21 protein-coding genes are annotated in these 25801 nt (G+C 38.7%); 10 read left to right on the forward strand and 11 right to left on the reverse strand.

Translation table 11 applies throughout. The features are described 5' to 3' along the window. The first annotated feature begins 116 nt into the window (after nt 1–116). The 6 genes from AC1DDK_RS20865 to AC1DDK_RS20890 all read left to right on the forward strand — a co-directional run bounded on the left by AC1DDK_RS20865 (nt 117) and on the right by AC1DDK_RS20890 (nt 7694). On the forward strand, nt 117–1109 hold the full coding sequence (locus AC1DDK_RS20865) for an aspartate-semialdehyde dehydrogenase (RefSeq protein ID WP_048903702.1): 993 nt from the start codon (nt 117–119) through the stop codon (nt 1107–1109). A 76-nt stretch (nt 1110–1185) separates the two neighbouring features. Continuing rightward, complete coding sequence (gene dacB, locus AC1DDK_RS20870; protein WP_337717904.1) at nt 1186–2592, forward strand: D-alanyl-D-alanine carboxypeptidase/D-alanyl-D-alanine endopeptidase; 1407 nt, start codon at nt 1186–1188, stop codon at nt 2590–2592. A gap of 21 nt (nt 2593–2613) precedes the next feature. Next, complete coding sequence (locus AC1DDK_RS20875; RefSeq protein WP_477634028.1) at nt 2614–4575, forward strand: beta-N-acetylhexosaminidase; 1962 nt, start codon at nt 2614–2616, stop codon at nt 4573–4575. Between the two features lie 4 nt (nt 4576–4579). Beyond that, nucleotides 4580–5389, forward strand: a complete 810-nt coding sequence (locus tag AC1DDK_RS20880) for a tRNA pseudouridine synthase A (RefSeq protein ID WP_288882544.1) — start codon at nt 4580–4582, stop codon at nt 5387–5389. A gap of 86 nt (nt 5390–5475) precedes the next feature. After that, on the forward strand, nt 5476–5931 hold the full coding sequence (locus AC1DDK_RS20885) for a DoxX family protein (RefSeq protein WP_048903699.1): 456 nt from the start codon (nt 5476–5478) through the stop codon (nt 5929–5931). A 53-nt stretch (nt 5932–5984) separates the two neighbouring features. Continuing rightward, nucleotides 5985–7694: a M28 family peptidase gene (locus AC1DDK_RS20890; protein WP_337717908.1), complete on the forward strand. Its 1710-nt coding sequence runs from the start codon at nt 5985–5987 to the stop codon at nt 7692–7694. Here AC1DDK_RS20890 and AC1DDK_RS20895 read toward each other — a convergent pair. The 4 genes from AC1DDK_RS20895 to AC1DDK_RS20910 are packed head-to-tail and all read right to left on the reverse strand — an operon-like array spanning nt 7677 to nt 10947. Next, nucleotides 7677–8183: a shikimate kinase gene (locus AC1DDK_RS20895; protein ID WP_288882546.1), complete on the reverse strand. Its 507-nt coding sequence runs from the start codon at nt 8181–8183 to the stop codon at nt 7677–7679. The genes AC1DDK_RS20890 and AC1DDK_RS20895 overlap by 18 nt on opposite strands. A gap of 1 nt (nt 8184) precedes the next feature. Then, nucleotides 8185–9240 (reverse strand): ABC transporter permease, encoded by a 1056-nt coding sequence (locus tag AC1DDK_RS20900; RefSeq protein ID WP_337717910.1) that lies wholly within the window; start codon nt 9238–9240, stop codon nt 8185–8187. 2 nt (nt 9241–9242) lie between these two features. Beyond that, complete coding sequence (locus AC1DDK_RS20905; RefSeq protein ID WP_337717912.1) at nt 9243–10394, reverse strand: BT_3928 family protein; 1152 nt, start codon at nt 10392–10394, stop codon at nt 9243–9245. Nucleotides 10395–10404: 10 nt separating this feature from the next. Then, nucleotides 10405–10947, reverse strand: coding sequence for a DUF1599 domain-containing protein (locus AC1DDK_RS20910; RefSeq protein ID WP_172659356.1), 543 nt, complete (start codon nt 10945–10947; stop codon nt 10405–10407). A gap of 93 nt (nt 10948–11040) precedes the next feature. Between AC1DDK_RS20910 and folP the strand changes: the two genes are divergently transcribed. Together folP and cdaA are read left to right on the forward strand one after the other, a co-directional pair. Continuing rightward, nucleotides 11041–11898 (forward strand): dihydropteroate synthase, encoded by an 858-nt coding sequence (gene folP, locus AC1DDK_RS20915; protein WP_477634029.1) that lies wholly within the window; start codon nt 11041–11043, stop codon nt 11896–11898. A gap of 20 nt (nt 11899–11918) precedes the next feature. Then, complete coding sequence (gene cdaA, locus AC1DDK_RS20920; RefSeq protein WP_172659354.1) at nt 11919–12710, forward strand: diadenylate cyclase CdaA; 792 nt, start codon at nt 11919–11921, stop codon at nt 12708–12710. A 209-nt stretch (nt 12711–12919) separates the two neighbouring features. Here the strand turns inward: cdaA and AC1DDK_RS20925 are convergent, their stop codons facing one another. Beyond that, nucleotides 12920–13888 carry a FecR family protein gene (locus AC1DDK_RS20925; protein WP_337717916.1) on the reverse strand — a complete coding sequence of 323 codons (969 nt, stop codon included), beginning with the start codon at nt 13886–13888 and terminating at the stop codon, nt 12920–12922. Between the two features lie 21 nt (nt 13889–13909). Next, complete coding sequence (locus tag AC1DDK_RS20930; RefSeq protein WP_172659352.1) at nt 13910–15106, reverse strand: DUF4185 domain-containing protein; 1197 nt, start codon at nt 15104–15106, stop codon at nt 13910–13912. Nucleotides 15107–15172: 66 nt separating this feature from the next. Here AC1DDK_RS20930 and AC1DDK_RS20935 point away from each other — a divergent pair, with 66 nt between their 5' ends. Continuing rightward, nucleotides 15173–16771, forward strand: a complete 1599-nt coding sequence (locus AC1DDK_RS20935; RefSeq protein WP_288882553.1) for a glycoside hydrolase — start codon at nt 15173–15175, stop codon at nt 16769–16771. A gap of 66 nt (nt 16772–16837) precedes the next feature. On the opposite strand, the gene AC1DDK_RS20940 is transcribed toward AC1DDK_RS20935, so the two are convergent. The 3 genes from AC1DDK_RS20940 to AC1DDK_RS20950 form a co-directional block, all read right to left on the reverse strand. Continuing rightward, entirely contained in the window at nt 16838–17248 is a 411-nt protein-coding gene (locus AC1DDK_RS20940) for a BrxA/BrxB family bacilliredoxin (protein ID WP_172659350.1), read from the reverse strand. A gap of 151 nt (nt 17249–17399) precedes the next feature. Beyond that, complete coding sequence (locus tag AC1DDK_RS20945) at nt 17400–20243, reverse strand: porin family protein (protein ID WP_288882555.1); 2844 nt, start codon at nt 20241–20243, stop codon at nt 17400–17402. Between the two features lie 6 nt (nt 20244–20249). After that, nucleotides 20250–21503: a 6-bladed beta-propeller gene (locus AC1DDK_RS20950; protein WP_172659348.1), complete on the reverse strand. Its 1254-nt coding sequence runs from the start codon at nt 21501–21503 to the stop codon at nt 20250–20252. A 354-nt stretch (nt 21504–21857) separates the two neighbouring features. Between AC1DDK_RS20950 and ahcY the strand changes: the two genes are divergently transcribed. Next, complete coding sequence (gene ahcY / locus AC1DDK_RS20955; protein ID WP_172659347.1) at nt 21858–23174, forward strand: adenosylhomocysteinase; 1317 nt, start codon at nt 21858–21860, stop codon at nt 23172–23174. Between the two features lie 71 nt (nt 23175–23245). Here ahcY and AC1DDK_RS20960 read toward each other — a convergent pair whose 3' ends face one another. Next, nucleotides 23246–24211, reverse strand: a complete 966-nt coding sequence (locus AC1DDK_RS20960) for a polysaccharide deacetylase family protein (RefSeq protein WP_172659346.1) — start codon at nt 24209–24211, stop codon at nt 23246–23248. A 13-nt stretch (nt 24212–24224) separates the two neighbouring features. After that, nucleotides 24225–25793, reverse strand: a complete 1569-nt coding sequence (locus AC1DDK_RS20965) for a mechanosensitive ion channel family protein (RefSeq protein ID WP_172659345.1) — start codon at nt 25791–25793, stop codon at nt 24225–24227. Between the last annotated feature and the right edge of the window lie 8 nt (nt 25794–25801).

The raw sequence follows: 25801 nt of genomic DNA on the forward strand, positions 1-25801 counted from the left end.
TACCCTGGTTTGCAGAAACATTTACTTAATGCTGAAATATTTCACATCTTTGGGGACTTATTAAACATAAAACCTTTATAATTAATTAAAAACAAGTAAAAAACAATTAGAAAAAAATGAAAATTGCAGTAGTTGGCGCCACCGGTCTGGTAGGCACCGTAATGTTAAAAGTATTAGAAGAGCGTAACTTCCCGTTAACTGAATTGATCCCTGTAGCATCTGAGAAGAGTGTTGGTAAGGAAATCTCATTCAAGGGTAAGAAGTATGCTGTTGTAAATATGGAAACTGCAATTGCAATGAGGCCCGACATCGCATTGTTCTCTGCAGGTGGTGGTACCTCATTAACATATGCTCCTCTTTTTGCAGAGGCTGGTACAACAGTAATCGATAATTCGTCGGCATGGCGTATGGATCCTTCAAAAAAACTGATCGTTCCTGAAGTTAATGCAAATGAATTATCTATCGATGATAAGATCATTGCAAACCCTAACTGTTCAACCATACAAATGGTAGTGGCTTTAAAACCACTTCACGATAAATATAGAATCAAACGCGTTGTGGTTTCTACCTACCAGTCTGTTACCGGTACTGGTGTAAAAGCTGTAGAACAACTAATGAATGAGCGTAAAGGTATTACAGACGGCCCTATGGCTTACGCATATCCTATTGATTTAAATGTTATTCCTCAAATTGATGTATTCACTGAAAACGGATATACTAAAGAGGAAATGAAAATGATACTTGAAACACGCAAGATCATGGGCGATGACAGCATCAGGGTTACTGCTACTACAGTACGTATCCCGGTTATGGGGGGGCACTCTGAATCAGTGAACATAGAGTTTGAGAATGATTTTGACCTTGCTGATGTAAGAGATTTGCTTACTAAAACTGAAGGAATCATTGTTGTTGATGATACAGCGAACCTTAAATACCCGATGCCTAAAGATGCTCATGAAAAAGATGAAGTATTTGTAGGAAGGATCAGACGTGATGAATCGTTGCCAAACACATTAAACATGTGGATTGTTGCCGATAACCTGCGTAAAGGTGCTGCTACCAACGCTGTACAGATTGCAGAGTTCCTGGTAAGAAATGAGCTGATATAAAATATCTGTAAAAAACGTTAGTGATGTAGAAATAGCTCGATTGCTATTTTTACATCACTTTTTTTTTAAAATGCCTATGTTAAAGAAATTTTTCCTTTTACTGTTCTTATTGTCTCAAAGTCTTGTTTACGCACAGGCGCCTGTGCAGAAACTGGAACAGGCCTTTAATAATTTACTTGCCGACCCGCAGGCAAAATATGCACTAACCTCTTTATGTGTACTGGATGCAAAAACTGGACAAACGATCTTCGCCAAAAATGAGAATATAGGCGTGGCTACTGCGTCGACATTGAAAACCATCACCTCAGCAACTGCATTTGGATTACTAGGTAAAGATTTTCAATACCAGACAACATTAGCCTACAGCGGCACCATCAATTCAGAAGGGACATTAAAAGGAAACCTGATTATTGTTGGCGGCGGAGACCCTACATTGGGTTCATGGCGATATGAAACAACTAAAGAAGGGGTGATCTTAAATCAATGGGTAAATGCCATAAAAGGTGCCGGGATTAAAAAGATTGAAGGAAAAGTTATAGGCGATGATGGTTTATGGGGAAGCCAAACGACTCCTGATGGTTGGATTTGGCAAGATATAGGTAATTACTATGGTGCAGGGGCTTCGGCACTGAGTTGGAGAGAGAACCAATTTGATCTTCATTTAAAGGCAAATAAAGCTGAGCGGACTGTAACAGTATTAAAAGCCGTCCCTGAAATGCCTTACATTAAGTTTGTAAATGAATTGAAGGCGGGCGCTGAGGGCACAGGAGACAGGGTTTATGCCTATTTACCTCCACTTGGCACTACTGCGTATTTAAGAGGAAGCTGGGCTATTGGCATTTCAAAATCGGGAGTTTCGGCAGCACTGCCTGATCCGGCTTTTGATGCGGCATTTAGATTACAAGACACTTTACATCGTATAGGCATAAGCGCTACAGAAACACCTACTACAGCCAGACAGTTGACGGCAGAACAAAAACCAATGCCGGTAGTAACCCAAAAATTAACAACAATAAGCTCCCCTGCTCTTAGCGAAATTGTATACTGGTTCAATAAAAAAAGTGTGAACCTATATGGAGAACACTTATTAAAAACCATTGCCTGGAAATCGGGAAAAGAAGCTACCACACAAAACGGAGCTGCTACTGTAATTAATTACTGGTCCGCAAAAGGCATAGATAGTCGCGCGTTAAACATTTTGGATGGCAGTGGCTTATCGCCTGGCACCCGAGTAACAACCGCAGCAATGGCAAGCGTTCTTTTTCAAAGTCAAAAGGAAAGCTGGTTCCCTGCTTATTACGAATCCCTGCCGGAAAACAATGGCATGAGACTTAAAAGCGGAAGTATTAATGACGTATCAGCCTATGCCGGCTATTACACCGACAAGAACGGCAATAAATATATCATAGTAATTAACATAAACAACTATTCTGGTTCCGGGATCAGCAAAAAACTGTTCCGGGTTTTGGATGCCCTTAAGTAAAATTGATAAATTGCGGCAATTATGAAAAACACCTTTTACCTGCTCTGTTTAAGTCTTTTAAGTATTCCTGCCTTCGGTCAGTATGCTATTCCCAATACCGAAGCTACAACAGAAACTGTTGCTATAGTAAACAATGCACCGGATATTGCAATTATACCAGAACCGGTATCAGTTATAAAAAGTGAGGGGTATTTTTTGCTTCCTTCAAATGTGGTTATACAAGCTCCGGCAGTGGCAGAAATTAAGCAGGTGGTGGMTTTTTTACAAGAAAGACTTTCTATTCCAACAGGAAGTTACGTTGCTGAGGTGAGCACTCCGTCTGCAAAATCAACCATTAACCTCATCCTAAATGAAAAAGCAAATTCGGCGTTAGGTAAAGAGGGGTATCAATTGTCGGTAACACCTAATCATATTACCATTAAAGCAAACAAACCAGCAGGCTTATTTTATGGTGTTCAGAGTCTTATCCAGTTGTTTCCTAAAGAAATTGAAAGTAAAGAAGCTGTTGAAAATATAGAATGGAAAGCTCCTTGTGTAGAAATAATAGATTATCCACGAGTGGGGTGGAGAGGATTAATGTTTGATGTCGCACGTCATTTTTTCACCAAAGCAGAAGTGAAACAATACATAGATGCAATGGTAAGATACAAATACAATATCCTGCATCTACATCTAACTGATGATGAGGGATGGAGAATAGAAATAAAAGGTTTGCCAAAATTAACTGAAGTAGGTGCATGGAATGTTAAAAAGATAGGTGAATTCGGAAACTTCTTCCCTCCTGCCGCTGATGAGCCCCGAAACTATGGAGGTTTTTACACCCAGGATGACATAAGAGATCTGGTGCAATATGCTAAAGAAAGATTTGTAGATATACTACCAGAAATAGATGTTCCCGGTCATAGTTTAGCTGCGATTGCTTCGTATCCCGAATTATCATGTACCCCTGGTGCCGAGAACTACCGTGTACGTTCTGGTGAACGAATTATGGATTGGTCGAGAGGCGCCCCTCCTATTGCTCTAGTAGACAACACGCTTTGTCCTGCCAATGAAAAAGTGTACACTTTTTTAGATACTGTAATTACACAGGTAGCCCAATTATTCCCATTCGAATACATTCATATGGGTGGTGATGAGGCTCCGTTTAACTTTTGGGAAAAGAGTGATAGCATTAAAGCCCTAATGAAAAAGGAAGGCTTAAAAAATATGCATCAGGTTCAGGGCTATTTTGAAAAGCGGGCACAAAAGATCGTTGAATCAAAAGGTAAGAAATTTATGGGTTGGGATGAGATTCTGGATGGAGATATGCCACCAAACACTAGCGTGATGAGCTGGCGGGGTATGAAATACGGGATTGAAGCAGCCAAAAGAAAACACGAAGTAGTGATGAGTCCAACTACTTATGCTTACCTAGATTATATGCAGGCTGACCCCATTACAGAACCCAAGGTATATGCCTCATTAAGACTAAGTAAATCATATGAGTTCGATCCTATCCCGGCTGGTGTTGACAAAAAATACATTAAAGGCGGACAGGCCAACTTATGGACTGAACAAGTTTACAATATCCGCCAGGCAGAATATATGACCTGGCCAAGAGGGCTGGCCATAGCGGAGTCCGTATGGTCGCCTATTGAAAAGAAAAACTGGAACAATTTCTTTAATCGGGTTGAGCAGCATTTTAAAAGGCTCGACGTAGCTGAAACAAAATATGCCCCAAGTGTTTATGACCCTATATTTAGTGTAAGCAGATCGGCAGATAAGCAGCTTATGATCGAATTGAGTACAGAGGTACCTGGGCTTGATATTTATTACAGTTTCGATAATTCATTTCCCGATCGTTTTTACCCTAAGTACACAGAAAAGTTAGCACCGCCAAAAGACGCTACTACACTTAAAGTGATTACTTACAAAGGAAAACAACCAGTAGGCAGAATGTTGTCTATGCCTGTAGACGAGTTAAGCAGAAGATCTAGAAAATAAGACATTGAGATACTTTGTTCACATTGGCTACAACGGCTTACACTATAACGGATGGCAAAAACAACCCGGAGTACTAAACGTACAAGGTGTGCTTGAGAAAGCACTTACTCAAGTATTAAAGACTCCTGTATTTATTATCGGTTGCGGGCGTACTGATGCACATGTACACGCCAGTCAGTTCTTTTTTCACATGGATATAGAACAAACCTGGGATTTTGATCTCTTGTTCAGGTTAAATAAGCTCTTGCCTGCAAACATTGCCATATTTGATATCATTGCAATGGATGGCTTGCAACATGCCCGATTTGACGCCGTACAAAGGTCCTATGACTACTTTATCCACACTTATAAAGATCCTTTTCTAAGTGGCCTCAGTTCCTTTTATTTGCTTGAAGACCTTCATTTTGATAGAATGAAACAGGCGGTTGAAATACTTCCGAATTATAAAGATTACAGACCCTTTTGTACCAGCCCTGATAAATACGAACACACCATCTGTAATGTCATGTCTGCAAATCTGGCGGTAGACTCCACCGGCGACAAGTTACGCTTCCAAATCGCTTCAAATCGCTTCCTAAGCAAGATGATCAGGATTATCATGGGTCAGGTTTTAAAAATCGGGAAAGGAGTTTTAAGTGTAGACGAATTTGAGAGTTACCTGGTCAACAAACAGACCCCGGCATTAATTACACCTGCGCACCCTCAAGGATTATACCTGTCAAAAGTGACTTATCCATATTTAAATTTACCTCCCAGAACCGCTTTTTCATCTATACTTCAGAAGCAAACAGACCTTTCCTGGAAAACATTATAATATATTGATTGTTAATATCTTGCTATTGGTTATTTAATCAAAATTAGTTAGCTTTAATAGACCATTATAAAATAGGAGGCATTATCATGACTGTTATTCAAAAAATCGAGCGTTGGGGCGATCTACATCATGCCAAATGGCTAGACATCATCCGTATTGCTTTAGGTATTCTCATTTTTAGCAAGGGTATTGCAATAGTTAGCAACACGGCAGTGCTTCAAGATCTATTATTACAGAATAATGTATTTGGTTTTTCTGGAATGATGGCAAGCGTAGCCGTTCACATTGTCGGATTTGTACATCTGGTAGGAGGTCTTTTAATTGCTATAGGCTTGCTTACACGGTTTGCATCTGTGATACAGATTCCAATATTATTGTGTGCTGTTTTTTTCGTCAACCTGTCACATGGCTTTTCAGCTTTGAATTCTGAATTGTGGCTTTCAATTATTGTACTGCTGTTATTAGTCTTATTTTGGGTTATTGGATCTGGACCATACTCGGTAGATTACTCTATGAAAAAAAGGCAAGATATTAACAGGTAGATAGCCTATAACGATTCTGCGATTCTTAGTATCTTTCGGCATATTTTATATGCATGAAAAAACTGTTGCTTGCCGGATTGCTATTATATGCTTCGCATAGTTTTGCGCAAGACCCTACGTTATCCTATTTCGACATTACCCGCAATGGGTTCAATGAAAAAAACGCCTTTGAAACTACATCTTTTGTGGAACAGCACTGGCGTTTGCCTGGCAACAAGGGTTTTAATGAGAGCATTTATTATGTAGAAGGTCTATTAAAAAAAGCAGGGTTCGTAGCGGAACAGAAAGATGAATCGGAAGGCCTATTAACCTACCGCATCGAAAAACGTCCGATGAAACAAAATACATGGGAGCCGGTTAATGCCACAGTAGGCATTGAAGTTGAGCATGAGCCTCTATTAGAGTTTAAAACAAATCGCAATATGATTACGATAAACTCTTCTTCAACCCCTATAGGAGGTACTACAGCTGAGGTGATTTACGTAAATCCAGCAGATATCAGCACCATAGATGATAAGGACATCAAAGGCAAAATTGTATTTTCAGAAATTGGAACAGGGAGGCTTTTCAATGTTGCCATCAATGCGGGGGCTCTGGGAGTTTTAGGATATGCAATGCCTGATTATACCCAACCCGAGAAGTATCAAACATCTATTCAATTTTCTGGAATTAATAATCCAGATGGTAAGGGCTGGGCAATCAATCTTTCATACAAGGCCAAAGAGCGCCTAAAGAAAGCAATAGCAAAAGGTCCTGTTAAACTAAATGTTACTGTAGCAACAAACACCTATCCTTCAGAAGAATTAACTATAATTGCCAACATAAAAGGGAACATTAAGCCTAATGAGCGTTTTGTATATAGTGCTCATGTACAGGAACCTGGTGCAAACGACAATGCATCTGGGGTAGGTACCTTAGCTGAAATGGCAAGACTTACTGCATCGCTGGTAAAATCAGGGAAACTTATACCTCAAAGAACACTAACCTTTTTATGGGGTGATGAAATTGTTTCTACCCAGCGGTACATCAAAGAGAATAACGAAAGGGCAAAGGGAATTATGTGGGGAATGAGCCTGGATATGGTTGGAGAAAACACAGAGAAAACCGGAGGATCTTTCCTCATAGAAAAAATGCCCGATCCTTCGGCCATATGGACAAGAGGTACAGATAAACATTCAGAATGGGGATCCGGAGATGTAAAGGAGGAGAATCTTTTCCCTCATTACTATAACGATCTGGTCATGAAAATTTGTAATGACCAGGGCAAACATGCAAACTGGAAGGTTAACTATAACCCCTTTGAAGGAGGTAGCGATCATACACCTTTCCTGAAAAACAAAATCCCGGGTTTATTAATGTGGCATTTTACAGATGTTTTTTACCATACCGATAATGACCGGCTAGACAAAGTATCAGCAACAACTATGAAAAACGTTGGTATCAGCGCCCTAACCACTGCCTACACACTGGTAACGGCAGATGAAAACACCGCATTATTTACCGTTAATGAAGTAAAAGCGGCTGCTTTAATTCGATTAAAAACAGAATTTAGCTTGAGCAAACAAGCCATTATGAGCGGAAAGTCTACTATCGAGCAGGAAAAGCACATCCTATCAACCTGGGGAAAATACTATGCCGATGCCCTTGCAACCATTTCTTCAATCCCGGTAAAGACAGAAACAAAACGAGTAAGTTCAGCAATTAAATTTGCAGTTCTGGAAGTAGAAAAACAAACCAACCAGTATTTAGATGAACTGAGATAAATGCTCCAATGCCTTATCTGGTGTAAGGTTTATTCCATCAACACTTAAAATAGCACGTTTATAGAAACGGTTCCTTTCAACCAACCTGGTTTCAATAAAATCAATCAGCTGCTCATGATTCATATCTTTAATTAAGGGGCGTTTTTCTTTACCTTTTTCCAGTCTCTTAGCCAGGGCAATTGGAGACATTTCGACATACATGGTAACCCCGTTGTCGTTCATCCATTCCATATTATCAAAATAACATGGAGCGCCTCCACCGGTTGCTACTACACAGTTTGCAGGGTAATTATGTTCTTTCAGTAATTTGCTTTCCAATCTTCTAAAAGCATCTTCTCCATTAGCCGCAAAATAGTCTCCGATATTGGAACCCACCTTGTCTTCCAGTACATGGTCCAGATCTATAAAATCGTAACCTAATTTAGTGGCTAATTTTTTACCTAAAGTACTTTTGCCGCAACCCATAAATCCAATCAGGAATATCATCATTTTAAGCCAACTTTACCCTTGGATCAACAAAGGCATATAAAATATCTACAAAAATATTAATTACTACAAAAACAAAGGCAATAAAAAGTATAGACCCCATAACTACCGGAAAATCTGACATCTCCAGTGCAGTTACAGTAGTGCGCCCTAAACCATTATAACCAAAAATATACTCTACAAAAAACGAACCAGCCAGCAGTGAAGCAAACCATCCCGAAATAGCGGTGATAACGGGATTTAGGGCATTTCTAAGTGCATGCTTGTAAATTATTGCATTTCTCCCTAATCCTTTTGCCCGTGCAGTTCTAATGTAATCCTGTGCAAGAACATCTAACATCGCACTGCGCGTTAACTGTACAATAATAGCCAGTGGCCTTAAGCCCAGGGTTACCATTGGTAACCACAGATTTTTCCAGGTGGTTACCTCACCCTCAAAAGGATCATAGCTATACAAACTGCCAGACATATTTAACCCGGTGTAATCGCTAAGTACAAAGCCAAAAAACCATGCTATAATGATCCCGGCGAAAAAAGAAGGTGCAGATATACCCAAAATAGCAAAAGCATTTGCAGTCTTATCAATCCAGCTATCTTTATGAACAGCCGACAGTACCCCTAAAAAAACACCTATTATAGTAGCAAATATCATAGCTGTAAGTGCCAGAATGAAAGTATTGGGAACCGTTTCAGTAAGAATTGTGGTTACATCGCGTTTAGTTTGATAAGAACGGCGTAAATAAGGCCATTTAAGCGCTATAACATCTTTGCCAACAGAAAACAGTTTTACATAATGGTACTTGTCCTTCGTCTCCTTATTATTATCGTGGAGCCCTATTGGCGAAAGGTCATTTAAATAAAGGAAGAATTGTACAGGTCTTGATCTATCTAACCCAAACTCTTTGCGTACAGCCTCTAAAGATTGTACATCAGAACGTTGTCCTAAAGTCATCCTTGCGGGATCTCCGGGCAATACATTAAATAATACAAACACGACTACAATTACGCCTGCCATTACGGCAAATCCATAGATGAATTTTTTAAAAGCGTATTGTAACATGATTATTTAGCAAAATACATTTTAGTAAGTTCGTCAAAAGAAGGAACATTATTATAATGCCATTTATTAATAACAACACCGTTCTTAAGTAAAAGCACACCTGGATTTGCCCTCACCATACTTTTTAAAGGCACAGCATCAGCATAAAAGACTTCACTAAACAGTTTCATTTTTTTGCTATAGGCATCTGCATCTTGTGCTGAACTGGAGGTTAACATTATGGACCTGATATTAAATTGTTCCGTTGCATTTAATGCCAGCGCATTTAACTTAGCTATACCTTCCTCATTGGAGTCTTTTAAATTGTATGCTACAATTACCAGATTGTAATATGGATTTTCTATTAGTTCTTTTGTATAATCGGTGCCCGAAGCATCGGTTATTTGTAAATCTTTAATTTTAGGCTCATAGCCTTTTTTAATCAGCTTGCTCTCCGGATCACCTATAATTTCCCAGTTGTCATCTTTCCAGATCTCAGTTTTCAGATAATCTTTATCACTCATCACCTTGGTTTCACCTGTTTCCTTATTCTTCATGTTGTACATGATTAAATACTCATCAGGCGGTGCCCCGGCAGGTATCTTCATCAAATCGGGCAAGCTAGCCCCAACTTTATAAGGCAGAAAATCTAGCACAGGCAATCTGCTATAGGTGAACTGACTAAACATTAATGAAAAAGTAAGTACAATAGCAAACAAAGCGCTTTGCCATCTGGCATTTTCAGTAACCGGGTGTATCCTATCCCTGTTTTTGAACAGGTAAACGATCATTGCCAATAAAACCAGATCTTTAGAAAAAGATTGCCAAGGGGTTAAAGGAATGGCATCTCCAAAACATCCGCATGAGGTTACTACTTTAAACGCTGCCGAAACAAAGGTTAGAAATGTAAAGAAAATAATAACCACCAGTAAACCAGTTGTTACCTGTTTGCGCCAAAAACCAAAAAGCAGTAAAGCACCCAATACAATTTCAAATACACAAAGCAATATGGCAATTCCTGTAGCCATGCCACTAAGAAACGGCATATGGAACACTTCAAAGTACTCCTGCAATTTATAACCAAATCCAAGCGGATCATTGGCTTTTATTAATCCTGAAAATATAAAGAGGATACCAACAAATATCCTGGAAAAGTTTAATGCGGCTTTCTTCATTGTTTACCAGCTATTTTACGCCCAACTTAATTAAAGCAAAAACAGCATAGTTTAGCATATCCTGATAATTTGCATTTACACCTTCGGAGGCCAGGGTGTGCCCCGAATTGTCTTCTATTTGTTTTACTCTTAAAATTTTCATTAAAATCAGATCTGTTAAAGAGCTAATGCGCATGTCTCTCCAGGCCTCACCATAATCGTGATTTTTGGCAAACATAAGTTCTTTAGTCCCATTTACCTTCTCGTCAAAAAGCTTCTCTACTCTTTCCACACCCAGCTCATACGGATCATCTTCTCCAAGCTCAAGCTGCATCATGGCAATTGCACAATAATTAATAATTCCTATATACTCAGAAACAATGTCTTCTCCTACTTTAGATACTTTCTTTTCCTCAAGCGTGCGGATCCGCTGTGCTTTAATGAAGATCTGGTCTGTTATAGAAGCCGGCCTTAATATTCGCCACGCTGTTCCATAGTCGTTTGTTTTCTTTAAAAAAAGCGATTTGCAAACCGCTATTACTGAGTCAAATTCTTGTGAAGTGTTTGTTGCCAAAACGATTAAAATAATAAGTTTACATCCGTTTTAATACTGTATCCTAATTGAGTAAAATCATTTAAAGATTTTATCTAAGTTTGTATTCAAACAATGGCTAAAGATACATTTTTAAACCGAAAGACTACACTAAACGTCAAAGGCAAACTGACAGATATCAGTGCCCCATGTGTAATGGGCATCCTAAATCTGACCCCAGACTCCTTTTACAGTAACAGCCGGGCCGGCTCTTTAGACGATGCATTGCAAAGAACGGAAGCCTTTCTGAAAGATGGGGCTAAGTTTATAGATATAGGAGCATACTCCTCTCGTCCGGGTGCAGCAGAAGTGAGTCCGGATGAAGAATTAAAAAGGATAGTTCCGATTGTAGAGGCTATCACAAAAAAGTTACCTGAAGTAATCATTTCTATAGACACTTTTAGAGCAAGAGTAGCAAAAGAAAGCATAGAAGCCGGCGCTCATATCATAAATGATATCGMTTCGGGCGACATGGATGAAGCCATGTTTGAAACAGTTGCGGCCCTTCAGGTTCCCTACATTACGATGCATATGAAGGGAACGCCACAAACCATGCAACAACAAACAGAATATAAAGATCTTGCATTGGACATAACGGACTACTTCTCCCTTAAAGTTGCCGAACTACAGAAACTGGGGGTAAAAGATATTATTTTAGATCCCGGCTTCGGTTTTGCAAAAACTTTAGACCAGAATTATCAGCTGCTAAATCAACTTCAGGACTTTAACATTTTTGAGCTTCCCCTACTTGTCGGCTTTTCCAGAAAATCTATGATCTATAAATTTCTGGGTTTAACTCCGCAGGAAGCCCTTAACGGAACATCGGTATTGAATACTATAGCGCTATTAAAAGGAGCAAGCATATTGCGTGTTCACGATGTAAAAGCTGCAGTAGAGTGTATAGCTTTAGTTCAAAAGACGCAGCAACAATAAAAATCCATAACTTGGCAGTGATGAAAGGCTTAGAATTTGATTTCTTAAAGGTAACAGTAACAGATGCGGTAGATATTATTCTTGTCGCTTTAATTATCTATTACATCTACAACCTGATTAAGAACACCCTCGCAGTAAACCTGTTGTTAGGTATGGTAATCATATTGGTAATACATTGGGTTGTAGATGCATTAAAAATGAATTTACTATCCACTATCATTAACCAATTTATGAGTGTGGGGATAATAGCCCTAATTGTTATTTTCCAGCCAGAGATCAGGCGCTTCTTATTACTCATCGGGAAAAATACTTTTCTACAGCAAAACAAAGCCTGGTGGGGCTATTTATTTGGAAGTAAAAATATTGAGCGCGACAATTTAGTAAGGATAAAACCTATCATTGACGCTTGCAAGAGCATGAAAAAATCAAGAACCGGAGCACTAATTGTATTTGTAAAGTTTTACGACGATCAGCTTTTTGCCAACAGTTGTGAGCTAATAGATTCAAAAATATCAAAACGATTGCTGGAGAGCATCTTTCAAAAATACAGCCCATTACATGATGGAGCTGTTGTTATTGCCGAAAACAAAATCAAAAGTGCAAGTTGTATCCTCCCTTTAACTGATAATGATAAATTACCACCTCAGTTTGGTCTTCGTCATAGAGCCGGGATTGGCGTGTCTGAAACTACGGATGCCGTTGCAGTAATTGTTTCAGAAGAAACCGGAGAGATTGCCTATGCTAAACAAGGCCGTGTAAGAATGAATGTATCTTTTGGAGAGTTGGAGAAACTTCTAAATAAAGATTTTTAATTCAGTGTCAGAGATGGTTCCTAGGCCCCATCTCTGACACTGAATTTAAGGAAAATAGCATGGCAAACCACCTTCTTATGTTAATATAAATTGATGATAATTAATACTGTCTGTTCAACTGGCAATACTAGATAGCCCCCTACTTTCCTTAAAAATCACCTTCTTCGATGAGGCCTAGCAGCTGTTGTTTTTCGCAACATATGCCAGACTTAGCGAAGAACGGTTATTTTTCTCCCCTTTATTTTGAACCGTACAAAACCTGTATTCTCTAAAGATTTTAAAGTAGAAGAGATGTTATCAAACCTTGAAACAGATAAACTAAATAATTCCTTAGGTGCGTTTTCGTTAGCATAAATTATTTCAACGTTGTACCATCTGGAAATACTTTTCATTATGGTTTCCAGGCTTTCATCTTCAAATAAGAAGAGCTCGTTTTTCCATGCAACTGCTTCCTTGGTATTTGCAGGAATGATTTCCAAATTGCCTTTTTTATTTATAGCCTGCTGGCCCGACTTTATGATATTATCGGAATTAATTCTGCCCATCCCCTCCAACAGCGTAGTTTTTATGGCCTCATCATTAACATAGCTACTAATGTTAAGTCGCGCAGCCTCAACCTCAATGCGCTGCTTTCCAGAAAATACCACAAATGGCGTATTGGCAATCTGAGCGATCTCAAAATAAGCTTCACCCTTTAGCTCTACTTTACGCTCAGCACCTGGATCAAATGATGCCGGATAAGTTAATTTAGAGGCCGCATTTAACCACACTTTAGTGCCGTCTGGTAAACGAACCTGATATTGGCCACCCAAGGGAGTCTCAAGACTATTAATCCCTGCATTTTTGACCGTATCAGAATTAAGCGCTTTTTCATGAACAGCATAGGTAATTTGTCCGCTTCCTGTCCTCACAATACTTGCTCCAGACTCCTCAGCCAGAACTCCATTAGGCGCTTCATCAAGACTAATCTTTTTACCGCTTGCCAAAGTTAATATAGCCCTGCTGCTGCCTGCATGAATGTCTCTCTTAGCAAACCTGTTTTCTTTTAAGGGTTTTGGATGATGGTTATAAAAAATTGCCCCAATCGCACATGCTATTAACGCCAAACAGGCTATTGCTAAATATCTGAATGCCCACCTGTCGTAAAATATTGGCTTCTTTTCTGGTTCTTCACTCATTTTTACACTTCCTTTTCAGTTTTAGTTAAATTTTATCTTAATGAACCGGGGCCTGTACAACTGAGGATCCGTTTCAAGATCTTTAAAGAAATCAAAAGAATTAACATTATAACTAATTAAAAGTTCTCCTTTTTCAGATAAACCTGGATGAGCCTTAGCATTATAAGAAAAATAACTTTTCTTTTTTAACGCATCAGAGCTGTCCCACAATTTTATTATTGGCCCAAAAGGCCCGATAGGGCTTTTCCCTAAACGCATCCCTACTGCTCTTCCCATGCCACCCTGCTGAAAAATTAACGCATATCTCCCATCTGGCAATACCGATAAACTAAGCTCATTTGAAACCTGATCTGTTATTGCTTCAGCCTTCTTAATATCTGCATTCCACGTTGCCCCATCCCAGAAGTTCCACTTAGCGTAATCATCAAATTCTTTAGGTTTTACCCTTGCTACCAGCAATTTTTTAGCCATCCCTTTTACCCCATAAACGTAAACATATCCATCAGGCCCAGGCGCTCCGGCCTTGGCTGTGTTTACGAATATACCTGCACCAAAAGATGCCATTTCCTTTTCGGTTTCATTACTGCTTAAATAAAATGGAGTATCTTTCTGTTCAAAGGTTTTATAAGGAGGCTCTTCTTTTTCGGCGATTTTGATTAGCGTATTACCTACCTCAGAAAAGCCAAAAGCGCCATCACTTACCTGTTTAACCCTGTAACCAAAAATATAGATGGCATTATTTTGCTCCTGGTTTACAAAACCATCGCCAAGCCAATAATAATCTGTAGGGCCTGTTAGGGGAGTTTTCGGCACAAATACAGTTTCCGGGTTATCCTTCTGGTCGTTTTTCCAAAAAAAAGTTATGTTGTCCTTTACAGGTTTTGTACCTTTTAATATCGCTATGCTATTATGGATCATTTTAGCTCCGGGCTCCATTTTATCATCTTTAATGTTCCCAATCATACTATCACTAAAAATGAAGAGGGTTTTCTTAGCTTCTGGTTTACCTGATTCTACCCCATTTAATGGAATAGTATAGATACCATCACCGCCAAACCATCCATTATTTCTTACAAATAAATTTGTCCACTCTGTAGCCTCCGTAGCCGTAAATTTTATATTCGTCAAATCCTGAGCATTGGAATTGCTAAAAAAGCCGGCCAAACAACATAACAAAACGATTTCTTTTATGCCTGAGGTAAATTTAAGTCTATTCATCAGGTATAAATATATTAAAAGTAGAGTTATATGTATATTAAGCTGTCAATTATTAATATTGTATCTATGAAAATTAAGCTACTCCTTTCCAGTGTCTTTATTAGGAAAATTACCCTGTGCACTTTTCTTTTAGCCAGTGCCCTAAGTTCATTCTCGCAAGATCAGAAACCAATTAAATTTACCCTTCTGCTCAACAAAACTGCACAACAAATACACAACATCGGCGGTTCTGGTTGCTGGTATACCGAGGAAATTGGCAAGCAATGGCCATTGGCCGAAAAACAACACATTGCAGAATTGTTATTTAGCAGGGGATTTGAAAAAGATGGCAGGCCAAAGGGGATCGGCTTATCTGCTTGGAGGTTTAATATTGGCGGGGGTACTGCTGAACAAGGCGACAGCAGTGGAATTGCAGATCCTTCGCGCAGAGTAGAGTGTTTTTTATCTCCTGATGGAACTTACGACTGGAGCAAACAGCAAGGATACACCTGGATGTTACGGCAGGCAAAAAATTATGGAGTAAAAGACCTGATTGCATTTGTAAACAGCCCTCCGGTACAGTTTAACAAGAATGGCCGTGGGTACAAGTCGCAAAAAGATGGCTCTACAAATTTAAGGCCCGATAAATATGATGCTTATGCAAACTTCCTGACCGAAGTAATAAAGCATTATGATAAAGAGGGCCTTCGTTTTAACTACATAAGTCCAATAAATGAGCCCCAATGGGATTGGTTAAAGCAATCTAATCAGGAAGGCAGTCCATGGACAAATGAGGAAATGTATCAAACCATTAAATCTTTAAATATCAGTTTACAGAAGCAAAAGCTTAGTACAAAAATCCTGACCACCGAAGCCGGTCAGCTTGATTTTTTGTATGCTGACAAGGGACGGACATCACGCCAGATAGACAGCTTCTGGAATCCAAAAAGCCCTTTATACATAGGCGGTTTTAGCAATAGTACAAAGTTTGTTGAAGGCCATGGATATTTTACAGAAAACGGCGACAGTACGCTAATAAACACAAGAAGATCTTTAAGAGATACTTTAAAGAAATATAATGGTCTGGAATATTGGCAATCAGAATACTCTATGCTTGGTAATGGTTATAAAGATAAAATCGAAGGCAAGCCAAGCGAGATGGATCATGCATTATTCCTTGCAAAGGTAATTAATCATGATTTTACCGTAGGGGATGCATCTGCCTGGCATTTCTGGAATGCATACGAGCCCGGGAATCCGTTAAATCCACGTTACTTTCTTATCGCATTAAATCCGCAAAGAGCAAGCAAACCTGAAAACAAGTACACCATTACTAAAAATCTGTGGGCCTTAGGACATTACAGTCTTTTTATCCGCCCTGGTATGGTTCGTATAGAAACACAAAGAAGCGACAGCTTAAATGACATGGAGGTTGCCCAGCAGGTAATGGTTTCTGCATTTAAAGACCCGAATGGAAAAAGTCTTGTAATAAATGTAATTAACTACACAAGTGAAACTAAAAAAACTGATTTTGTATTGAAAGGGCTACTTAAAGGACAGGCCTTAAAGCTTAAAAAGCATTATATAACCTCTGAAAAGCAGGATGACAATATTCGCCCTTATCCAATTGGAGATACTGCCCTACCACCGCGTTCTATAAGCACCTTTATATTTTCTGCTCTTTAAATAATATTAAGCGCAAAAAGAGGGAGCCTGATATTTTCAGGCTCCCTCTTTTATATTTTTTTATTTCTAGCAGTACTGCTCAAAAGCACCAATAAGGCTATCGGCAATCATTTGCGCCGGACGGCCTTCTATTTGATGACGCTCTATCATATGAACTAATTTACCATCTTTAAATAAAGCCATTGAAGGTGATGATGGAGGAAAAGGCAACATATAACCTCTAGCTCTGTCAACCGCTTCTTTTTCCATACCAGCAAAAACCGTTACCAATTTTGTAGGGTGTTTTTCATTTGCTGCAGCTAATTTTGCTGCCGGACGCGCGTTTGCAGCTGCACAACCACATACCGAGTTCACTACTACAAACACAGTTCCTTCGCTTGTAATGGCGCTATCAACTGCTTCAGCAGTTTTTAATTCTTCAAAACCTACGGTTGTAAGTTCAGCACGCATTGGTTCAACTAAATATTCTGGATACATATGCTTAATATTTTTATAAATTTTCTTTTTGAGTATACAAAGGTACTGTACCTGTAACTAGCATCAAAGCATTGGCGATAAGACCAATATAGTTTTGACCTTTAAATTACTTTGTATAAATCAAAAACAAGCGCTCTCCTCTGTTATATCATCATTTCTTAGCCTTGGCCTTCTTTCCAAACTGTCTTGGATAGTAGGAAATTGTGGTCATAAAATATTGTGTCAATACATTTTGCCTACCTATGGTAAAACTATTGGCATCACCATAGTTAATTACGCTGGTGTTCTGCCTTAATAAATCGAGGGCCGCGAATTTGACCTCAGCATTATTACCTTTAAGGAAGCGACAAACCAGGTTCGCATTCCAGATGGTGTAAACAATGTTTTTAGAATTCGATGAAGAACTGTTGTTGTTACTGATATTGCTATTCAACGTCAACTTCTTGGTGATGTTATAGCTGGCCGTCAATGTGGTGCCAACGTTCTTTCCGCTATATTGGGTGTTAAAGGCCTCTTGTTTGGATTTGTAGGTAGACCACGATTGGCTAAGCGCCACCGCCAAATAACTCTTATACGTATAATTAACACTACCGCTATAATACGTATTTAAATTACTCGAATAAGTAAATACACTATTGGTATACCCAGGGTTTATAGCTGTATTGAAGTTTCCATATAAATTAAACTGAAATTCCGATGTTTTAAGCTTTAAAGCCTTCCTGATACCCGCTTCGCCATTTAAATATTTATTCCCATCTGCATTGACCAAATAGACCGTCCGCCTGTTCTGCTCGTCAATCAAAAGACTGTCTACAATATTGTTAGCAATCAACCCTGCCCTTAGTGTGAAGTTGTAATTAAGCGTATTTTTACTATGTTGATCATCGCTGTAAAAGCTGAATGACAATTCACGCTGTACCGATTCTTTCAGGTTAATATTGCCTCTTCTAAGATTGTATACGTCGGTGCTGTCGGTTAGTGGAGCAAGCTGATTGATATTAGGTATCTTCAAAGTTGTTCTGTACTCAAGAGAGTAGTTCCTCGAGGTTTCCCCATATTGATTATTGTAAAAACTAATCTCTACGTCAGGGGCAAACTGGCTGTAGTTGCGTTTTAAGTTTTGGAAAGACCTGTCAGATTTATTATCCTGACTAATTAATAGCTCTTTAGGATGAAACGTGAGGGACAAGGACTTGTAATAACGGTTAGACATACTTTTCGAGAAAGATCTTCTTATTCTCAACCCAGGTGTTTCCTCAATAACATTCGTAGTTATTTGATTATTTAAATAGGCGTTAGTCCGGTATACGTTATTTATGGTATCCAAATCCTGCACCCTGTTATTATTTTTATCAGAGTTCAGCAGTAACCTGTTCGTTAAATCAAAGCTCATACGTGAGTATTTTTTGTTTCCAAAAATCAGCCCCTTTAGATCCTGTATAGTTAAATTGAGTTCCTGTCTGAACCCTTCCGCAAGGGTGTTGTACTTTCTGTTAAATTTCTGATTAGCTGCAGTACCAGTAAATGATTTAAACTCAGTCAGGTTCAGGCGGTCGCTTTCATTATTGTAGGTATTCAAATTATAGTTGGCCTCGAAACCCCTAAACCGCGTTGTTTGTGTAATGATATATGGAGAATACCTGTACTGACCACCAAACCTAAAACTCTTATTGTTGTAATTTCCGGTATTCATTGAATTATTTGTACTGGTTAGCACATCCTGCAAATTAGTAGCCGTACGAAAAGTCTGATCTACATTATCACCCTGATTAAAGTTTACTTCCTGGGAGAAATTCAAATTATGCCCCTTTTTAGTATACTCGTAATTCGAATCAAATCGCTGCGTGGTATTAGAAGATTGATTGTTGGTAATGCTGTTGTCAATCACCTTATCCGTACTGTTAACAGAGGTAGTTGTCTTAGCATCAGCTAGGTAATTGGTATTCTTGTCTTGTAAAAAGTAATTAGATTTTAAGGTGTTTTTTAACTCCCACGTGGGCTTTTCTATAAAATTGTAGGTAAAGTTTGCCCCGAGTGCACTGGGGCGTGTTATCCCTTCAGCCCTAAAATCAGGCTGATATTCTACATTGGTACCAACCCCCTTAAACGTACTGTTAGATTGGAGATCGCGCGTATTATCCGCAATCTTGTTAATATTGTTTATGGCGCCAACAACGGCAAGTTGCATTTTGGGCGTAAACATATTGATACTGGCGTCCGTTTCAAAACGCTTATCTGTTCCATAACCTGCGCCAATCTTACCAAAAAAACCAACATCCTTGCCTTTTTTTAGTTTAATGTTCATCTCCAGCGTAGAATCTGCAGGATTGGTACTTTGCTGACTCCTTGATTTGTTGTACACCTGTATTTTCTGGACCGCATTTTTAGCCAGATTTTGTGTAGCCTGCTTCATATCACCACCAAAAAAGGACTTTCCATTTACCAATAAGCTTTTAACCTCTTTACCGTTTACCGTAATCTGTCCGTCTCCCCACAAGGTGATGTTGGGTATCTGCCTAAGCAAATCCTCAACCACAGCATTACTATCTAATTTAAAAGCCGCAGCATTAAACTCTAACGTATCACCATTCATACTAATCGGTGGCACGGTGATCACTACATCGTCAAGCGTGATGTCCCTGCGGTTGGCAACAATGGTCTGGAGGTCAATGGTATTCTTACCCGAAGGTATCGTAAATGTCTTTCTGGAAGTATAGTAACCTACATTGTTAATATCCAGTCTTAGAAGAACATTTACAGGCAGGTTTTTAAAGCTAAATTCCCCATAATTATTGGTTACCTGGTAGCTTAACAAGGTGCTATCGGCCGATTTATAGATAGATACGGTAGCAGATTTTAGCACATAGTTCTGTGCCGTATCTCTCACAATACCCTTTGCAGTTCCTGGATTTACAGTGGTAGCTTGCTGTGCATTAAGCGTAAAGCAGGCAATACTGAGCAGAAATGCCAGCGTTATGGTATTTAATTTGAACATGGAGCGTTAGAATTTTTTTGGTTTAAGCTGAATAATTATGGGATTACTTTTCTTGTTTTGTGTTTTAAAGTACTCTGTTAAAGCAGCATTATACTTCCTGTTTTTATCTTCATTCTGTTCTTTAGCGGTAAAGAGCGTTAGAGAAGAATAGCTGGTGTAAAAACATTCAGGAGTAACGATATGAAAGCCTTTGTTTGTAAAATCATATTGAGATGCCAAATCCGTAATCGGCAAAAACTGAGAGGTAGAATCAGGCTCTATATCTGCAATAGATGTCAATTCAGTTGTTTTTAAGTTATATATAAAAGCTTTTTTCTCATCCCGGCTCCAATTCCAGTTCCTAACCTGGAAATACAGGTTATTAAAATGCAGGTAACTGTTAGCCAAATCATAAAAAACATCCCTGTTTTTCTCATAATAATCATAACCCTTCCCTTTATAGATTGGGTTGGTATCATAATCCATAGGAAGAGAGTTTGAGGCCGGAAACAAGATCCTATAAGCCAAAGAAAGCTTTTTAGCCGTTAATTTGTAAATGTTATAATAGAAGTTCTTTACAAAAAGATACTCATCCGGATTACCATAATCATATACACGGCCACCATGCCAGCGCTCATCGCCCTTGTGGTCAGCCGTTCGGTAAGGGAAATAACTTTCTACCCTCTTGCCATCCTTCAAAATGCTTACGTTATAGTAGATGCTGTCTTTACCACTTTCCTCCAGAAAAGCCTGGTCTATAATCGTACCATCACTAAATTTCTTATAATTGGTATAGTCTTTCTGTTTATCCTTAACAATAGGTACTTTCTTTACCAGCTTGGCAGTTAAATCAAAATAGTAAATTTGTTTACCTGACGAAATCTCAATCAGCACTTGACCATCTTCCTTTTTAATATTAAAGCCATAGAAACTCTGATCTTTAACTTTAGGATCTTTCTCTATTTTATTGGCATTGATCTTCGCAACATATTTTCCCGCTTTAGTAAAAATCAATACTGCTTTGGTTTCCCAATCGTAAATAACATAATTGTCGCCGGCGATTTTCAGTGAATTTATAGAACCAAACAGACTTTCCTTAGTGGTTTCTAACGGGGTAAAGATAACTTCATCGAAGAACTGAGATACAGCCGCACCGCGTGCGCTGTTGGGGTCAATCCTGAGCGTCACCATTCCTGTGCTATCAATTTTGCTTGCTTGAGCCACAGCATGGCCATAGGAGAAAATGCAGATTATTAAACTGCTGAGAGCGAATTTTAACATAAAGGCGTCATTTGGTTCCTTAAATATATTAATTTTCAGGAGACAAATGATTCTATGTGAAGCTCGGCCTTTATTTTTAACAATAATTAACGTTTAGACAAAACACGTCTTACTCTACAAAAGGAACGCTGTTTGCTCTGTGTTTCTGTTCGATGATACTTCGTCCCCATACTTAGAAAAAAAGGTGCTTTTACCGAACAATCGGGCTCTTTAATGCCGATTTATCTAATACGAAACATCGTATCAAATAGACCAGAACGAGTTGAATTGATCCATTCCTTTTTTGTTGCAATAAATAAACATAAATAGTCGTAAATTTGCAGGCTGTATATTAGAAACTTAATAAATAAACATATGTCATCAGTAGAGACAACTTACGTTCCTTACAAAGTTAAGGACATTTCACTGGCAGAATGGGGCCGCAAAGAGATTGAACTGGCAGAAGCAGAAATGCCTGGTTTAATGTCATTACGCGAAGAATTTGGTCCTTCTCAACCATTAAAAGGCGCACGCATTGCAGGCTGCCTTCACATGACCATCCAAACTGCAGTTTTAATTGAAACACTAGTTGCGTTAGGTGCTGAAGTTACCTGGTCATCTTGTAATATATTTTCTACTCAGGATCACGCTGCTGCTGCTATTGCTGCAGCTGGTATTCAGGTATATGCCTGGAAAGGTTTAGATGAAGCTAGCTTTGACTGGTGCATCGAGCAAACTTTACATTTCGGCCCTGAGCGTCAGCCGTTAAACATGATCTTAGATGATGGTGGCGACTTAACCAATATGGTTTTCGATAAATTCCCGGAGCTTATCGCTAACATCAAAGGTTTATCTGAAGAAACTACTACCGGTGTTCACCGCTTATACGAGCGTATGAAAAACGGAACATTGCATTTACCTGCAATCAATGTAAACGACTCAGTTACCAAATCTAAATTTGACAACAAATACGGTTGTCGTGAATCATTAGTAGATGCGATCCGTCGTGCTACTGATATCATGATGGCTGGTAAAGTAGCTGTTGTTGCTGGTTACGGTGATGTTGGTAAAGGTTCAGCTGAATCTTTAAGCTCACAAGGTGTACGTGTAATCGTTTCTGAAATTGACCCGATCTGTGCTTTACAAGCTGCAATGGAAGGCTATGAAGTTAAGAAATTTGCTACCGCAGTTAAAGAAGCTGATATTATTGTAACTACAACCGGTAACTGCGATATCGTTCGTGCTGAGCATTTCAAAAGCATGAAAGATAAAGCGATCGTTTGTAACATTGGTCACTTTGATAATGAAATTGATGTTGCCTGGTTAAACAAAAACTATGGTGCTACTAAAGTAGAGATCAAACCTCAGGTTGATAAATATACTATTGACGGAAAAGACATCATCCTATTGGCCGAAGGTCGTTTGGTAAATTTAGGCTGTGCAACTGGTCACCCAAGTTTTGTAATGTCTAACTCATTCACTAACCAAACTTTGGCTCAATTAGAATTGTGGACCAATACAGATCAATATGAGAACAAAGTTTATGTGTTACCTAAGCATTTGGACGAAAAAGTAGCTCGTTTACACCTGGCTAAAATTGGTGTTGAACTTGATGTTTTAGATGCACATCAGGCAGAATACATTGGTGTTCCGGTTGAAGGTCCATTTAAACCAGATACTTACAGATACTAATCACTCGGATAGATATAAAAAGAGGGAAATTACTAATGTAATTTCCCTCTTTTTGTTATCAGGCATATCCATTATTTCTGTTGAAACTCATCCTCAACACTTTCTCTTAAATCGTACATTATCCATTGTTTGCCTTGAATGTCTTTTTGCTTATTCTTAAGGAGTTTAATAAAATCCTGAACCCCCAGTGGTTCATTTCCATTTCCATGAATTAGAACTATACTCCCTGAGTTGGCTGGCTGACCTTTTGCAAGCCATGCATCACTCCCAACAGGAATAACCCCATAAGAAAGCACACGTTTTACTACTTCTGTATCTGATACAAGACCCGGAAAACGGAAGAAAACAGATGGCAACATCCCGTGTTGTAACATAGCCAGTTCGGTTCCTAATACTTCGAAATTCAAATCTGTGCCCGGCTCCAATAAAAAATTAGTTTTAAGGGGTGCTTTAGAACTTACATGATGATTGTAAGAATGGTTTATCCATGTAACCTTTATATAGTTGGATTTTTCCAGCTCTTTAAGCCAATTTAAATCGTTGGCATGGGTAAGCATCCATCGGCCGGTAATTGATATTGCAATTGGCACCGGTTTCTCTGTTTTCTGAAATTCTGAAATGAGTGAGGTAAAGATTATTCTATCTAGAACTTTATGCGAAGGGCACAGATCAATTGTTAACGTTATTCCTTTTTCTTTTTGGAAACCATGAATAATTCCTGCATCCTGCAAGCTATTAGATAGTTGCCTTGCCGACGACATTGCCTTAGAATATGCTGAATTTTCAAAATAAATAAGTGCTTGGTCTAACGCCATTTCTTTCACAATTACTCCGGCAGCCGGAATTATTGATGTAGTTAGTTCAGCAGGATTAACCGCTAAATAAGAAGCAGTTCCTGAGGTTTTGAATTTCCGAAGTATCAGTAATTCCTTATTGTTATACTTAGTAATTGCAAAATATTTATTATACCCCTCAATACTAACCTGAGCCGAACAAGGAATAGCTAAGACCATTAATAGATACAAAATCGTCTTCACACACTTATTTCATTTAATTTTTAACCTGAACAGTGCTTGCATTGCCGTCCCTTATTGCCTGATAATGAGGAGACATAATCTCTACTCCCGCTTTATCAAATGCTTCATGAATATTCTTATGCATCTCTGAATAGATAACAGCCATAATGCCCGGATTACTGATGTAGGCATTTAGCTGATAAGACACGTACCAATCATCAAGACTTGTTTGCAGCACAAAAGGAGCTCTATCCTTAATTACGCCTTCGGTTGCAAGTGCAGCATTAATCAGCAGTTCATGAATTTTTGTCCATGGAATATCATAGCCTAAAGTAAGCGTGCTATGGATAATCAATCCTTCGTTAACAGACATGCTGGTATAATTCACAGTGTTCCCATTTAAGATGGCACTATTAGGAATGGTAATGATTTCGTTTTTGATTGTTCTGACACGGGTAACTAATAATGATTTCTCTAAAACAGCGCCGGTAGTATCTCCAATTTTAACAACGTCTCCAATTCTAAAAGGACGCATATAAGTAATCACCATGCCAGCCACGCCATTACTAATGGCCGATGATGATCCAAAGGAAATCAGTATCCCCAAAAACACAGATACTCCTTTAAATATGGCCAGATCCGACCCCGGAATATAGGGCCATATCATCACTATCATAAAGGCGTTTAATAAAATCTTAACAATATTAAATGTAGGTTTTGCCCAGTCAGGATAAAAACCGCTAACCTTTAGCCTTTCAGTCTCGACCTCGTAAGCTAAAAACTTAATTGCCTTTTTCACATAATGGAATACCCCAACTATAACAGCTATAGTAATCAGTTTTGGTACAAAGTCAATTAAAGCACTAAATATGTTCTTTAGTGGGTTCAGCACAAAGCTAATCAGACTATCGCTCCAGGGTTTTGTCCATGGAAAGAGCCTAAAAATAACTGGGAGGGTAAGATAGATCAGCAAAAGGATGACAAAGATTTTAATTAAGTTCAGGAACTTGCTTATTAATATCAGCTCCCTTCTTCTGTCGATCAACTCATAATCCTTAATTTTCAAATGCCCAATTCTTTCATGCAATTTGAAACTCAACCAGCTGTTAAACCTGTTAGAGTATTTATTTAAAAAAAATATACATACGCCTAATACAACAATGATCAGCAGCCCCAATCCCGCTCGCTTTAAAAGTTCTGATACGTTGGTTTCCTTCCTGTAATTATTGATATTATTTATAATAATTTCCTGATAAGCTTTAGCCATAACCTCTTTATCCATCTTCACGGAATCTGCGTCAGCTTTTGATAAGCTTAATAAAATATCGCCTTTATAAACAATTCCTACAAGGGTAGAATCATCAACTGTAATTAAAGAATCGGGTACAAAAAGAAGATCCTCAGATAAGGCCTCAACTTTGGAAGAAGTTCTTTGTGCTCTTTCTGGTGCAGACAAGGAACCAAGCTTATTTTTAATGTGAAAGAGTGTGTCTGTATGCGCAACTACAGGATACCCTTTAAACACAACAGTATCTTTCTGTGCATAAACAACATGCTGAATACAACAGAAAGCGACAAATGAGATCAACAATTTAAATGACATATATCGAA

The organism is Pedobacter sp. 05T44, from assembly GCF_056395985.1.

Excerpts from the sequence above, each read along its gene's own strand:
- AC1DDK_RS20865 (WP_048903702.1), top strand. The coding sequence starts at position 117 with ATGAAAATTGCAGTAGTTGGCGCCACCGGTCTGGTAGGCACCGTAATG.
- dacB (WP_337717904.1), top strand. The coding sequence starts at position 1,186 with ATGTTAAAGAAATTTTTCCTTTTACTGTTCTTATTGTCTCAAAGTCTT.
- AC1DDK_RS20885 (WP_048903699.1), top strand. The coding sequence starts at position 5,476 with ATGACTGTTATTCAAAAAATCGAGCGTTGGGGCGATCTACATCATGCC.
- AC1DDK_RS20890 (WP_337717908.1), top strand. The coding sequence starts at position 5,985 with ATGAAAAAACTGTTGCTTGCCGGATTGCTATTATATGCTTCGCATAGT.
- AC1DDK_RS20895 (WP_288882546.1), bottom strand. The coding sequence starts at position 8,183 with ATGATGATATTCCTGATTGGATTTATGGGTTGCGGCAAAAGTACTTTA.
- AC1DDK_RS20900 (WP_337717910.1), bottom strand. The coding sequence starts at position 9,240 with ATGTTACAATACGCTTTTAAAAAATTCATCTATGGATTTGCCGTAATG.
- AC1DDK_RS20905 (WP_337717912.1), bottom strand. The coding sequence starts at position 10,394 with ATGAAGAAAGCCGCATTAAACTTTTCCAGGATATTTGTTGGTATCCTC.
- cdaA (WP_172659354.1), top strand. The coding sequence starts at position 11,919 with ATGAAAGGCTTAGAATTTGATTTCTTAAAGGTAACAGTAACAGATGCG.
- AC1DDK_RS20925 (WP_337717916.1), bottom strand. The coding sequence starts at position 13,888 with ATGAGTGAAGAACCAGAAAAGAAGCCAATATTTTACGACAGGTGGGCA.
- AC1DDK_RS20930 (WP_172659352.1), bottom strand. The coding sequence starts at position 15,106 with ATGAATAGACTTAAATTTACCTCAGGCATAAAAGAAATCGTTTTGTTA.
- AC1DDK_RS20935 (WP_288882553.1), top strand. The coding sequence starts at position 15,173 with ATGAAAATTAAGCTACTCCTTTCCAGTGTCTTTATTAGGAAAATTACC.
- AC1DDK_RS20940 (WP_172659350.1), bottom strand. The coding sequence starts at position 17,248 with ATGTATCCAGAATATTTAGTTGAACCAATGCGTGCTGAACTTACAACC.
- AC1DDK_RS20945 (WP_288882555.1), bottom strand. The coding sequence starts at position 20,243 with ATGTTCAAATTAAATACCATAACGCTGGCATTTCTGCTCAGTATTGCC.
- AC1DDK_RS20950 (WP_172659348.1), bottom strand. The coding sequence starts at position 21,503 with ATGTTAAAATTCGCTCTCAGCAGTTTAATAATCTGCATTTTCTCCTAT.
- ahcY (WP_172659347.1), top strand. The coding sequence starts at position 21,858 with ATGTCATCAGTAGAGACAACTTACGTTCCTTACAAAGTTAAGGACATT.
- AC1DDK_RS20965 (WP_172659345.1), bottom strand. The coding sequence starts at position 25,793 with ATGTCATTTAAATTGTTGATCTCATTTGTCGCTTTCTGTTGTATTCAG.